This is a genomic window from Chelativorans sp. YIM 93263 (assembly GCF_028767125.1).
Lineage (GTDB): Bacteria > Pseudomonadota > Alphaproteobacteria > Rhizobiales > Rhizobiaceae > Chelativorans.
Window position 1 is genome coordinate 1 of sequence record NZ_JAKCWP010000012.1, and the last position, 13,395, is coordinate 13,395.

10 protein-coding genes are annotated in these 13,395 nt (G+C 60.6%); 7 read left to right on the forward strand and 3 right to left on the reverse strand.

Translation table 11 applies throughout. The annotated features are described in order from the left end of the window. Positions 1-3,683: CshA/CshB family fibrillar adhesin-related protein (locus LY631_RS19045; RefSeq protein WP_274427182.1), on the reverse strand; the 3,683-nt coding region annotated here is incomplete at its 3' end. Between the two features lie 319 nt (positions 3,684-4,002). Further along, positions 4,003-4,476, reverse strand: coding sequence for an Lrp/AsnC family transcriptional regulator (locus LY631_RS19050; protein ID WP_445082917.1), 474 nt, complete (start codon positions 4,474-4,476; stop codon positions 4,003-4,005). A gap of 111 nt (positions 4,477-4,587) precedes the next feature. Between LY631_RS19050 and LY631_RS19055 the strand changes: the two genes are divergently transcribed. The 4 genes from LY631_RS19055 to LY631_RS19070 all read left to right on the forward strand — a co-directional run bounded on the left by LY631_RS19055 (position 4,588) and on the right by LY631_RS19070 (position 6,984). Then, positions 4,588-5,379: a phenylalanine 4-monooxygenase gene (locus LY631_RS19055; RefSeq protein WP_274427183.1), complete on the forward strand. Its 792-nt coding sequence runs from the start codon at positions 4,588-4,590 to the stop codon at positions 5,377-5,379. A gap of 253 nt (positions 5,380-5,632) precedes the next feature. Then, positions 5,633-6,307 (forward strand): SH3 domain-containing protein, encoded by a 675-nt coding sequence (locus LY631_RS19060; protein ID WP_274427184.1) that lies wholly within the window; start codon positions 5,633-5,635, stop codon positions 6,305-6,307. Between the two features lie 187 nt (positions 6,308-6,494). After that, entirely contained in the window at positions 6,495-6,677 is a 183-nt protein-coding gene (locus LY631_RS19065) for a CsbD family protein (RefSeq protein WP_274427185.1), read from the forward strand. A 133-nt stretch (positions 6,678-6,810) separates the two neighbouring features. Beyond that, on the forward strand, positions 6,811-6,984 hold the full coding sequence (locus LY631_RS19070) for a hypothetical protein (protein ID WP_274427186.1): 174 nt from the start codon (positions 6,811-6,813) through the stop codon (positions 6,982-6,984). 107 nt (positions 6,985-7,091) lie between these two features. Here the strand turns inward: LY631_RS19070 and LY631_RS19075 are convergent, their stop codons facing one another. Next, a complete protein-coding gene (locus tag LY631_RS19075) occupies positions 7,092-9,059 on the reverse strand; it encodes a hybrid sensor histidine kinase/response regulator (RefSeq protein WP_274427187.1) in 1,968 nt (655 codons plus the stop codon). A gap of 618 nt (positions 9,060-9,677) precedes the next feature. On the opposite strand from LY631_RS19075, the gene LY631_RS19080 reads away from it, so the two are divergent. From LY631_RS19080 to LY631_RS19090, 3 genes are all read left to right on the forward strand, one after another. Continuing rightward, a complete protein-coding gene (locus LY631_RS19080) occupies positions 9,678-11,279 on the forward strand; it encodes a peptide ABC transporter substrate-binding protein (protein ID WP_274427188.1) in 1,602 nt (533 codons plus the stop codon). A 65-nt stretch (positions 11,280-11,344) separates the two neighbouring features. Continuing rightward, positions 11,345-12,262 carry an oligopeptide ABC transporter permease OppB gene (gene oppB, locus LY631_RS19085; RefSeq protein WP_274427189.1) on the forward strand — a complete coding sequence of 306 codons (918 nt, stop codon included), beginning with the start codon at positions 11,345-11,347 and terminating at the stop codon, positions 12,260-12,262. Further along, positions 12,255-13,394 carry an ABC transporter permease gene (locus LY631_RS19090; protein WP_274427190.1) on the forward strand — a complete coding sequence of 380 codons (1,140 nt, stop codon included), beginning with the start codon at positions 12,255-12,257 and terminating at the stop codon, positions 13,392-13,394. The genes oppB and LY631_RS19090 overlap by 8 nt, the downstream gene beginning before the upstream one ends. Position 13,395 lies beyond the last annotated feature (1 nt).

The following is a 13,395-nucleotide window of genomic DNA, read 5'->3' on the forward strand; positions in this document are numbered from 1 at the left end:
ACCCGGATCGTGAACGGCACCTGCTCACCCCGGCGGATCTGTCGGAGGTTCGCGATCTTCACGACGGAGATGCGGCTGACCGCCGCCGGCAGTGAAAGGATCGAGGCGCCGACATCCGACTCCACTTGTTGGACCGCAGTGCGGCCACCCGCCGGCGTGACACCCGTGGCGCGGGCCTCATTCGTGACGCCGCTGTCCTGGCCCGCCGCCGCGCCGACGTCCGACTGGGAAAGCCGGTAAGTAGCGACGAAGACCTGTGACTCGCCCGGCGCCAGGGTGAGCGACTCCGGCGAGAAGGCCGAGAACGTGCCGCTGCCCTGCTGACCGTTGAAGAGCGGACCCGGATCGACGGGTTCGACGCTCTCGATTGTCATATTGCCGGTGTTCTCGACACGCAGCGAATAGACGATCTCGTCATCCGCGCCGGTGAAGCCGTCACCATTGGTGTCCTGCCACGCGCCCTCCTTTTCGATCGCGAGCGCGGGCTCCTGGGGCAGCGTGGTTTCCGCCGTGTCCTCGGGGCTGTCCACCGGGTCGCCGCCAGGTGTCGTGCCCGTCGCCTGTGCGGTGTTCTCCACCTCGCCGGTGTCCACATCGTCCTGGGTGAGTGTGTAGTCGGCGGTAAACGTGAAGGCGTCGCCCGGAGCAAGCGTCTGTGGCGCCTCGTTCACCGTGACCATGGGATCGTTCACGGTGACGTTCTCGACGGTCACGGTGCCGGTGTTCTCGACCCGCAGGTTGTAGGTGATGGTCTCGCCCGCGTCGGCCAGATCATCGCCGTCCTCATCGTTCCAGCTTCCCGTCTTCTCCAGGAGAAGCTCCGGCTGTGACGGCAGCAGCGTCTCTGTACCGTCTTCGGGACTTTCCACAGGATCGCCGCCCGGATCGGTTCCTGTGGCGGTGGCGGTATTTATCACCCGCCCGGTATTCAAATCGTCCTGAGTGAGCGTGTAGTCGGCGCTGAAGGTAAAGCTTTCGCCCTGCTGAAGCGTCTGCGCCGCTTCGTTGACCGTCACGATCGCATCGTCCACCGTGACGTCGGTGAGGGTGACGTTGCCGACGTTCTCGACCAGGAAGCTGTAGGTGATGGTCTCGCCGACATCGGCCACTCCATCGCCGTCGGCATCGTTCCATGCACCCGACTTTTCGATATCCAGGCCCGGCTGAACCTCCAGTTGGGTTATCGCGGAATCGGGAGGGCTATCCACCGGATCGCCATTCGGATCGGTTCCGGTGGCGGTGGCCGTGTTATCCACCCTGCTGGCATCGACGTCCGCTTGGGTCAGCGTGTATTCGGCGTTGAAGATGAAGGTGTCACCCGGCGCAAGCGTCTGCGGCGCCTCGGCGACATTCACCAGCGCATCGTCCACCGTGACGTCCGTCAGGGTGGTGTTGCCGATGTTCTCCACCTCGAAGCTGTAGGAGATCGTCTCACCGGCCTCGGCGATCCCATCACCATCCGGATCGTTGAGCGTGCTGCTCTTTTCGATGGTAAGGGCCGGCACATGCGTAATGGTGGTGTCGGCGGTGTCCACTACCGGTCCGGTCAGCTCATTGGCCGCCACCGAGACGGTGTTGACGAGGGTATCGCCGGCATCGATGTCGGCCTGGGTGGCGTCGTAGGTCGCGGTGTATTCCCACTCTTCGTCGAGATCGAGCTCGCCATCGCCGTCAGTGTCCCCCGCAGGCCCGGCAAGAGCGCCCGCCTGCCCGTCGGGCAGCGTGTCCGTGGGCTGGACATCGGTGAGAGGAATATTCCCGGTGTTGCGCAGAACGATGGTGTAGTTGAGTGTAGCCGGCGCGTTGATGCTGGTCTGATCGACCGTCTTCTCCACTTCCACTGCCGGCGAGGCTTCGATGGTGACCGTGTACTGCGCACAATGGTCGGTGCAGCTTGGGCCGGGGGTCGGCGGATTTCCGTCGTTGAATGGGTCGCGCCCGCCACCGACGCTGGCATGGTTGACCTGATCGCCCACCGCGGCGGCGGTCAACTGGACCGGCACGTCAAACTGCACCGTATCCCCCGCATCGCCGCTGGCGGCGATGAGCTGGTCGGTGGTGCAGGTGACGAGCTGGCCGGAAAAGGTGCAGGTCCAGCCACTGCTCGTGTGCGTGCCCGTCCAGTCTGGCAGAATGCCGTCCGGCAACTGGTCCAGCACCGTGACCTCGGCCGGATCGACGCCGTTGGCGGGATCGCCCGTGCCGACGGCGCCCTGATTGGTGACAGTAAACTGGTAGGACGTACCGGCCTCGTCCACCTGCCAGACATCGCCCGCGGCATTGCTGCTCTTCGAGATCGCAAGGCTGGGGGCGATCACGGTAAGCGAATGATCTTCGACCTCGCCGTCGGTTGCGGTGCCGGTGGGATCGGCAAGGGAGGTCGGGTTGTTCGAGTAACGCAGGCGGACATAGCTGACACCGACGGTGAGATCCTGCGCAATGGTCCAGGTCAGCACCGCCTCGCCGCCGGAGCACTGGGCATCGGTTCTCTCGTGGGGATTGTCGAAGGTGCCGCTGCGGTCGAAGTCGATCCAGCCGGCGACCGTGCCCGTGCCGGTACACTGAATGGTTTCGGTCAGTTCCTCGCCGGCCTGCAACACGCTGATGATGTAGTTTTCAGGCCAGGCATCTTCCTCCTCCGCAGTCTCTCCGTCAGCCCCGTCGGTATGCGAGGCCTCCAACTCGGTATCCGGTCCTCGCGTGCCGAGATAGTCGTTGCCGGGCGGGAGAATGCCACCGGGCTCATAGCTGTTGGTGTTGATGTCGTACTGGTTTCCGTCTTCGGGAATATTGTCGGAGTCGAACCGTAGATCGGAAACGAGGTGCATGACCTCGCCATAGCTGGCGGGCGCATCGCTGAAGTCCGCATAAGGCGCGAGCAGACCGATCGCGATCGCCGTGTTTCCGCCGCCCTCGATGTCGAAGTCCATACTGACATTTGGCGCGGGCGTGTCGAAGGCCAGAAAGGATATCGCGGCGGTGTTGTCGTCATTGCCGGGACCGAAGCGGATCGTCCGCCCGTCTGCGCTTTTTTCAGCGTAGTAGGCGCCGGCGCTGACATTTTTGCGCATCTCCACCGCGAACCATTTACCGTCGGCGGTGGACTGCACATATTCGGGGCCGTTGTTGATCGACTCGGCATCGGCCATCACCAGGCCCTGCAGCGGATAGGGGTCGCTGCCAAGCGTGGCGGTACAACTCACCGTGAAGGTCGAGCGGCCGTCAGACCGCATGATGCCGTTTATGAGCTGATTGCTCGTGCCGGTGCCGCCGATGTTGTAAAGATCGTCCAGGCTGTCGCCCGTCCAATCGCCGGGGCGATAGGCGTAGAGCTGCTCGTCACCGCCGGGGTCATGAGTGATGCTGGACAGGGAGCAGGTGACATCGAGCGAGATGCCGCCGGCAACGGGAATACTCGCAGAGGTCGTGGCGCCAACATTGAGCTCCGGCCTGTTGGAGCTGCTGTATGTGGCGGAATCACTCCAGGTGAGCCACAGGACGTCGTCGCGATACTCGCTGCTCCCGCCAGTCGCATAGTCGGCAGCCTGTGTCGGCGCCGCAGTGAACATAAGGCCGGCAGCCAGCAGAAGAGGCGATATGAGGGTTCGATTTACGCTCCTCGCAGAGATCGCCTGTTCATTGCGCACATTGGCAGCGCCCGCGGATGCGATCTTCTTCGCCATAACAGCCCCCGAGTAATTCGACGTTTAATCACCGGGCGCAGAAGCGATAGCAGGACCTAGGCAGTCGAACTCCTGCCTGGCCGAATCGCCTCACGCCAGCTAGCATTGGCGCGAACAAGCACAATCTCTGCGGTAGGTATTCCATGAAACTCCGCTTCTTTTTCAAGATACGCGGATTTCCTGCAATCGAGCGCTTTAGGATATCACCCCATCACAAACCGGGAGCTCCGACGCGAGAACTCCACCCTGTCATTTCGTCCGAGCGAGAATGTAATACCCTTGGTATACACACACGCGTCACCTGCCAACGTCCCGACTTTTAAATCGGCAGTTCGGTCGTCGATTTGAGTTCCCGCAGTACGAAACTCGATACGACCGTTCGAACATGCGGATTGCGCATCAGGTAACGCGTCATGAACGCTTCATAGCTTTCGACATCAACCGCGCGTATTTTCAGCATGTAGTCGAAGGTGCCTGAGAGCGCATAGCACTCCATGATTTCCGGGCGATCCCTGACGACGGCAGAAAAGGAGGCGAGCGCCTCGTCATGATGATACTCCAGCGTCACATGCGCGATGATGCAGAGTTTCAGGTTGAGCCTGGCCGGATCTAGCAGCGCGACGCGCTTTCGGATCACGCCCTCGGCTTCCAACTCCTGGAGCCTGCGCCAGGCCGAGCTCTGCGACATGCCGGCTTGTTCCGCCAGTTCCGCAAGCGACTGGTCGCTATCGGATTGGATTAGCCGAAGTAACCGACGCAGCGGTTGAAAACGCTCGTTCATGTTTGACGGCATTCTGAAAAATCCTCCCGCCAGTGGGTCGATAGCTGGCAAATCTGAAACAAATACTCAGCCCGCCACGGCTATAATTGCAACAGCAATCTGTCCTGACGATGAGGAGGCGTCATGACCAAGGAAAGTACCTATACCGCCAAACTTCCGGAGCCGGACGGCACCTATCTATACACGCCCGAGGAGGATGCGATCTGGGGCGAGCTCTACCGGAGGCAGATGGCGCTGCTCGCCGACAAAGCCTGCGACGAATACCTCGAAGGGGTTCGGACGCTGGGTCTAAGACCGGATAAGGTTCCACAACTCAAGGACGTGAACCAGCGGCTCAACGAAAGCACAGGCTTCGGCGTCGAAGGCGTGCCGGCCCTCATCCCGCCCTCACGCTTTTACGAGTTGCTTTCGCAGGGCAAGTTCCCACTCGCCACCTTCATGCGACGGCGCGAGCATATCGACTACATCGAGGAACCCGACCTTTTTCACGAGGTCTTCGGCCACTGCCCGATGCTTACCAACCAAAGCTACGCCAACTTTGTCCGCCGCTTCGGAGAAAAGGCCGTCAAGCTCGGCAAGGGCTACTCGTGGCACCTGTTCCGCATCTTCTGGTTTACGGTGGAGTTCGGGCTGATCGACACGCCTAAAGGCCGGCGCTGCTACGGCGCGGGTGTCGTGTCGTCGCCGAGCGAGACGCATAACGCCATGGAATCGACAGACTGCGAGTTCCGGCCCTTCGACCTGATGACCGTGCTGCGCACACCTTACCGGATCGATATTGTCCAGCCGATCTACTACGTCATCGACAGCTTCGCTCAGCTTGAGTCGATAATCGAGGGGGATATCGGCGCGCGGATCAACGAAGCGAAGGCGCTCGGCGATTTCCCGCCGGCGTTCGAGGCGAAAGCGTCCTGAGCAATGCCAGAGGAATGCCGGCCGGAAGAGTGTCATTGACCGCGTCGAGGTGGACGGAGCCGAGTCCTGGCGCAGAAGCGCAATGAGCGCCGGCGTCAGCGCGAGGCGAAGAGCGGGAGGACGCGGCATAACGAAGGCAGTACCGTTGAATTGTTGTTGAACGGCCCATTCAGCATAGGGTCATGTAGACTGCGGTAATACGAACCATCCAATCGCCTGCGCGTTAACAGGCTGACCAACAAGAGAGGTTCGTATGTTACAAAAAACCATTGGAGCGGCAGTCTTTGTAGCCGCCATCGCCACGCCGGGCATGGCTCTGGCGGCATCGGCCATCGCGACCGCAGACGTAAATCTTCGCGCCGGTCCTTCCACAAATTATCCGGTAGTCAACGTCGTCGGCAATGGAGACAATGTGAGCGTGGTAGGTTGCCTCAGCAACAGGTCGTGGTGCGACGTGAGATACGCAGGGCAGCGCGGCTGGATGTCGTCGAGCTATCTGGCGTTTCTGGAAAGCGGTAGACGCTACACGGGCGCAGGTGCGGTAACCGCGTCGAGAGCTCCGGCCATCACATTCTCGTTCGGAAGCTATTGGGACAACCACTATCGCGGTCGCTCCTTCTACCGTGACCGCGATCGCTGGGACCATCGCCGTGACCATGACCGCGACCGTTGGGATCGCGATCGCGACCGTGACCGCTGGGACCGCGACCGTGACCGCCAAGCTGACCGGGGGGATCGCGGCAGGGATCGGGATGGTGACCGCTGGGATCGTGGTAGAGACCGGGATGGTGACCGCTGGGACCGTGGGGACCGCGACCGCGCGGATCGTAGAGACGGTCGGGAGGCCCGAAGAGATGTACGCGACGAGCGCCGAGATTTTCGCGACGAGCGTCGTCGCAGGTGGCTGAGACACGAGCGCCGCGACTAGCACCCGTTGGTACATAGATGAGGGCAGCTTCAAAGGCTGCCCTTTTCTTACGGGCAGCCAGGCTCGGAGTCCCGTGTCCTCAAAGGCAAGAAAAAGCTCCGCAGCACAGACTGATGCTGAACAATCTGCGTTTGCGCTTGTTAGAATGCACTCGGCGTTCAGCCGGAGACGAACAAGGACGAGCGAAATGCACAAGGACGAGGCAAAGGGTTCCGCTAAGAATATGCGCGGCACCGCGAAAGAAGCCGCCGGAAAGGCCACCGGTGATGAAAAGCTACGCACCGACGGGAAAGCCGACAAGTCTGAAGGGAAGATCCAGAAGGGCGTCGGCAAGGCTAAAGACGCCGTGAGGGACGCGCTGAAAAAGTAGCGCTTTCACCGTTTTGGCGTCGATAGATTAGCAGGCTGGCCAGCGCGTGGCGATGAAGCGGAAGCAGGACGCGGCGAAAGGGGAACTTTTGCACTGGCGCGCTGGTTGGATCATTCCCAATGGAGGAAGTCCCATGCCAACGACCCCGCATCCCGAAAACCCGGCCGAAGGTTCACGTGAGGCAGTTGATCGCCAGTTGAAGAAGTCTGGGCCCAAAAAGGGCGACAAGACGGATGGTAAGAGCGATCAGCAGCAGGAAGATGGCAAGCGACACGGGCCCGGCAGCGAAGAAGCCGGACGCGACTAGATCAGAGTTCCATTTGCGACCGTGGCCGGCCATGCGGAGAGGCTACGCTCGAAGGCGTATCGCGTCAGCCTGCCCAAGCACTAAGAGCCCCGCCGCCGGACTAGCGGCTAGAGCTGGGGCTTGCGGCCTTTTTGCAGAAGGGCTTCGTCGATCGCCTGTGCGAGCTCCTTCTGTGTGAATGGTTTTGCAAGGCGCGGGAGACCGTGTCCTACTCCATCCGAAAGTTCAGCATAGCCGGTTGCCAGGACGATTGGCAGGTCCGTCCGCTCGGCCTCAATTCTTTTGGCAAGTTGCGCGCCAGTCATTCGAGGCATCGCCTGGTCGGTGACAACAACGTCGACCTGCTCCTTCTTGAGCACTTCAAGCGCTTCTTGGCCCGATGTCGCTTCGAAAACGACATGCCCGAGGTCCTCCAGGATCGCTGCAGTGTTCGTCAGGACGAGTGCGTCGTCATCAACGGCAAGCACCACAAGATTCTGTAGCCCGCGATCTGTATCATCGGAGGAAGGAACCTTTTCCTGCTCCTCCTCCTCAGCGGCTTCGGCGGTAGGCAGCCATAAGTCGACGGTCGTGCCGACGCCGATTTCGCTCCTGATTGCAAGGCGCCCACCGGACTGCTCGGCAAATCCGTGAACCATCGGCAAGCCAAGTCCGGTACCCTTACCGGTGCCCTTCGTGGAAAAGAACGGTTCGATAGAGCGCGAGGCGGTTTCTTGGTCCATACCTCCGCCCGCATCCTTAACGGAAAAGCGGACGTACCGCCCGGAAGGAAGCTTCGTCCGGTGGTGCGCCTCTATAACGTCCTCCTGCGCCGACAAGAGCAAAGGACCGCCGTCCGGCATGGCATCGCGTGCATTGACAGCAAGGTTCAATATCGCCGTCTCCAATTGGTTGGCATCCGTGTAAACCTTCGGAAGCGCTGCCGGGAACCGGGTCTTGATCTGGATTGACGGCCCGAGTGAGCGTTGCAGGAGTTCGCTGATCCCTTGCACAAGCTTCGGCAGGTCGACCGCCTTGCGATCCATCTCCTGACGGCGGGCGAAAGCCAGCATCCGCTTTGTCAAACTGGCCCCGCGCTGCGCCGCCTGAACGGCGTTTTCCACGAGGGAAGTAAGCCTGCTATCGTCCCGCGGCAGGCGCTTTCGTATGAGATCGAGGCTGCTTAGGATCACCATGAGCAGATTATTGAAATCATGCGCGACTCCGCCAGTAAGCTGGCCAATGGACTCCAGCTTCTGAGACTGGAATAGCGCCTCTCGCGTTTCTTCCAGTGCGTCCTGCGCTTCCTTCTTCTCGGTGATGTCGCGTGTAATCTTCGCGAATCCGACATGTTCGCCTTGCTCGTCCCGGATCGCGTCGATGACGACGCTCGCCCAGAACTGAGTGCCATCTTTGCGAACGCGCCAGCCCTCCTTCTCAAATCTCCCATGTTCGGCAGCGATGCGGAGCCCGCGTTGCGGCTCACCGCGTTGCCGCTCCTCCTCAGTGTAGAAGCGTGAAAAGTGCTCGCCGATGATCTCCCTGGGCAGATAGCCCTTGATCTTTTGCGCACCTGTATTCCAACTGACGATGTGTCCGTCGGGATCGAGCATGTAAATCGCGTAATCGGTGACGCTTTGAACGAGGAGTCGAAATTGTTCTTCGCTGCGCTTGAGTGCGACCTCGGCTGCTTTTCGCTCGGTAAGGTCGCGCGTGATGGTGGCATAGCCGATCAACTCGCCCGTGGGATCGCGGATGGGATCGATGGCAAGATGGCTCCAAAACCGCGTCCCGTCCTTCCGGACGCTCCAGCCCTCGATATCGTATCTGCCTTCCAGGGCTGCGGTAGCAATGGCCCTACCCGGCACTTCAACGTCTAGGTCCTCGGGTGTAAAGAAACGTGAGAAGTGCTTTCCGACAACGTCGGCGGATTCGTATCCCGTGATTCTCGTCGCTCCAGAATTCCAGCTGATTACGAACCCGTCTTTATCCAGCATGTAGACAGCATAGTCGGTGATCGCCTCCACGAGGAGCCGATATATTCCCCCATCCCCCTGAGGCATAGGACGCGCGTCATTCTTAACGGTATCGATCATCGAGCCCCCGGCGTGTCGGCGAAATGTTCCCACAGCGACAAAGATAATTTTTAGGAAGGTGAATGGTTCCTCTTTCTAGCGCCAACCGCTTGGATTGGGCAATCAGCTCCACGGCGGAAAACCGCCCAGTTGCATACCGGGGGAGGGGGAACACGCACTGAACTCGCGCTAGGGTTGTCTGCCGGCGCCCGTGGGCAGCAGCGCAGTTTCGTTCCCGAGTGAGACGGGCTTCGGAAATTTCATTACAATTGCGGTTGAGTTTTGGAGCGGTTCTTTCCCGTTCAGGTTTTTCCCTATTTTTGTTTGACGTGTACGGAATTTGTGTGCGTAATCGCATTTCAACCTTGGCTCATTCACGAGCGCACCAGTATCCGCACAAGCAGTCGGGCTGCTTTTGGGGAGGGAAAATCGGGGAAATGCAACAGGCGTTTTCGACCAGCCCAGGCGAAGACGGGCGCCGCGCATTTTCAGCCGTTCCGGCCTACCGATCGTCCGTCCTTGAAAAGGGGAAAAAGGCCGCCCGGAGCCCTGTCGCGTGGCAGGGGCGGAAGTTTGGCGCAGTCGCGAACAGCCAGATCGACAAAAATCGCTGAATGCGAAGAACTGGGAGTGATGATCATGGGAATAGACCGATTTCGATCTGTACTGACCGGTACGCTTGCCGCGACCGGCGTGTTGGCGATGGCAACCGCCGCGCTCGCGCAGACCACCTACGTCCGCGGCAATGACGGGGACCCCGAGACGCTCGACCAGCACAAGACCTCAACCATTTCGGAAGCGCATCTCCTGCGCGACCTTTATGAAGGGCTTGTGATCTATGACCCGGAAGCCAACGTTATCCCCGGCGTGGCGGAAAGTTGGGACGTTTCCGATGACGGACGCACCTACACGTTCCATCTGCGCGAAGACGCAAGCTGGTCCAATGGCGATCCGGTCAAGGCAGAGGATTTCGTCTATTCGTTCCAACGCATAATGACGCCCGATACCGGCGCGAAATACGCCAATATTCTCTATCCAATTAAGAACGCGGAACAGATTCACACCGGCGGACTCGATCCGAGCGAACTCGGCGTGGAAGCTGTCGATGAGAAGACGCTGGAGATCACGCTCGAGCGCCCGACACCTTACTTCCTGGAGCTGTTGACGCACCAGACGGGCCTTCCTGTTAATCCGGCAAGCGTCGAGGAACATGGCTCCGATTTCGTCCGGCCGGAAAACATGGTGTCAAACGGCGCCTATACGCTCGTCTCCTTCACGCCCAACGACAAGATCGTGATGGAAAAGAACCCCGAGTTCCGCGAGGCCGACAGCGTCTCCATCGACCGCATCGAGTATATCCCGTTCGAGGACAGGGCTAACTGCGTGCGCCGTTTCGAGGCGGGCGAGGTGCATAGCTGTTCCGATCTTCCCGCCGACCAGCTGGAATCCATCAAGGAGCGGCTTGGCGACCAGGTCCGGACTCCCCCTTATCTTGGCACCTACTACTATTCGCTCAACACCCAGAAAGAGTCGCTCAAAGACCCGCGCGTACGCCAGGCGCTGTCGATGGTGATCGACCGTGACTTCGTTGCCGATGAAATCTGGTCCGGCTCGATGATCCCGGCGTTCGGTCTGGTTCCGCCCGGAATCGGCAATTATGATGTCGAGCCCGTCAAGCCGGAATGGGCAGATCTCTCGATTCTCGACCGCGAGGATCAGGCGATCGCGCTGATGGAGGAAGCCGGGTACGGCCCCGACAATCCGCTCGAGCTGGAGCTGTCCTATAACAATTCCGAAAACCATAAGAACACCGCCACTGCAATTGCCGACATGTGGGCGCCGCTCGGCGTCAATGTGACCTTCAACGTTCGCGACGCCTCTGCTCACTACGCGCATCTGCGTGACAGCGACGATTACGAGGTAGCGCGCGCCGGCTGGATCGGTGACTATTCGGATCCGCAGAATTTCCTGTTCCTGGTCCGCAGCGACAATCCGGGCTTCAACTACGCCAAGTACGACAACCCGGAGTATGACGCCCTGCTGGATCAGGCAGCGGAGGAAACCGATCTGGAGAAGCGGGCGCAAATTCTGCGTCAGGCGGAAGAGATCTTCGTTCGCGACACGCCCTATATCCCTCTGCTTTACTATTCCTCTCACTCGCTGGTTTCGCCCAAGCTCGAGGGCTGGAAGGACAATATTCAAAACGTCCATGCCACCCGCTTCATGAGCATCTCTGAGTAAGAGAGTCACGGGCGGGGGCTGCCCCTTGGGGTGGCCCCCGGTCGTACAGCAAGAGAGGCGAGCCAATGCTCCGCTATGTGTTGCGGCGCCTGCTCGGGGCGATCCCGACGCTGTTTCTTGTCATCACCTTCGCCTTCTTCCTCATGCGCGTCGCACCCGGCGGTCCGTTCGACCGCGAGCGCGCGCTGGAAGCCAAGGTGCTGGAGAACTTGAACCGCGTCTTCCACCTGGACCGTCCCCTGTGGGAGCAGTACTTCTACTATCTCGGCAATCTGGCGCGCGGCGACCTGGGACCGAGCTTCATCTATCGTGACTTCTCCGTGCAGCAGTTGCTCGGCAACGGCCTGCCGGTATCCATCCAGCTTGGCGGCATGGCTTTGCTTGTCGCGCTCCTGGTCGGATCGCTGCTCGGCTGCATAGCCGCGCTGCGGCAGAACTCCTGGATCGACTACGGCGTGACGGCGGTGGCGACTTTCGGCATCACCGTCCCGAACTTTGTAGTCGCCCCCGTGCTGTCGCTGATCTTCGGTGTGTGGCTGAGTATGCTTCCCGCCGGCGGCTGGGGCGGACCGTCAAGCATGATCCTGCCGGTTATCACGCTGGCATTGCCCCAGGTGGCCATCGTCGCACGGCTGATCCGCGGCTCCATGATCGAGGCGCTGCGCTCCGACCATGTCCGTACCGCGCGCGCCTATGGACTGCCCATGCGCATGATTGTCGGTGTGCATTCCCTGCGTGCGGCCTGTCTGCCGGTGGTCTCGTATCTGGGGCCGGCGGCGGCGGCATTGTTGACCGGTTCCGTTGTCGTGGAAACCATCTTCGGCCTTCCCGGCATCGGCCGATATTTCGTGCAGGGTGCGCTCAACCGCGACTACACGCTGGTGATGGGCACCGTGATCATCATCGCGGTTTTCGTGGTTATCTTCAATTTGATCGTCGATCTGCTCTACGCCGCCCTGGATCCGAGAGTGCGTTATGACTGATATTGCAACCAACGTACCCGAGGCAGCTGCGGACGGCCAGATGGCCAGCCGCTCGTTGTGGGCCACAGCCTTGTTGCGGCTGCGCCGCAACAAGGCCGCGATGGCGAGCCTCTGTCTCCTCGTCATTTTCATCTTCGCGGGTGTTTTCGGCCCGATGCTGGCGCCCCATCACTACGCCAAGGTCTACCCGGATTTCGTGAAGGTACCCGCCAGCCTCGAAGCCTATCCGCGAGAGGATGCCATCATTCCGGAAATCGAAAGCGTCGTGACACGCGCCCGCCTCGATCTGGGCTCTGTCGAGCTCGACGGGAGCACGCTGCGTGTGGAGGCCAACTCAAGCCGGGAAATAGACCCGCGCGTGACCCGTTATTTCGATCGCTCGGACCTGTTTTCGAATGCGCGCGTCGTGGAGCAGAGCAGCAACGGTCGGTCCATCGTGTTGGCGGCCGACGTCGAGCGTCTGCATTTCATCTTCGGCACGGATGCGAACGGGCGCGATCTCTTGGCGCGGATACTTATTTCCGTTCGGATTTCGCTGATGATCGGAGTGCTGGCGACGGGTGTCGCCCTGCTCATCGGCGTGCTCTACGGCGCCACGGCGGGCTTCCTCGGCGGGCGTATCGACAACGCAATGATGCGCGTCGTCGATATTCTCTATGCGCTGCCCTTCACGTTTTTCGCCATCCTGCTCGTTGTGTTCTTCGGGCGCAATATCGTGCTCATGTTCATCGCCGTGGGCGCGGTTGAGTGGCTGGATATGGCACGCATCGTACGCGGGCAGACGATCTCGCTGAGAAGGCGCGAATTCGTACAGGCTGCCGAGGCGCTGGGCGTCAACTCGGGCGGCATTCTGCGCCGCCACATCATCCCGAACACGCTGGGTCCGGTCATCGTCTACATGACCCTGCTCATTCCCAAGGTGATCCTCCTGGAAAGCTTTCTCTCCTTCCTGGGGCTGGGCGTACAGGAGCCTCTGACGAGCCTGGGCGTGCTGATCTCCGAGGGAGCGCGAAACATGCGCGGCGCGGCCTACATGCTGCTCTACCCGTCGCTGGCGCTGACGCTCCTCCTCTTCGCATTGAACTTTCTGGGCGACGGTCTGCGCGACGCCCTAGACCCGAAGGATCGCTGAG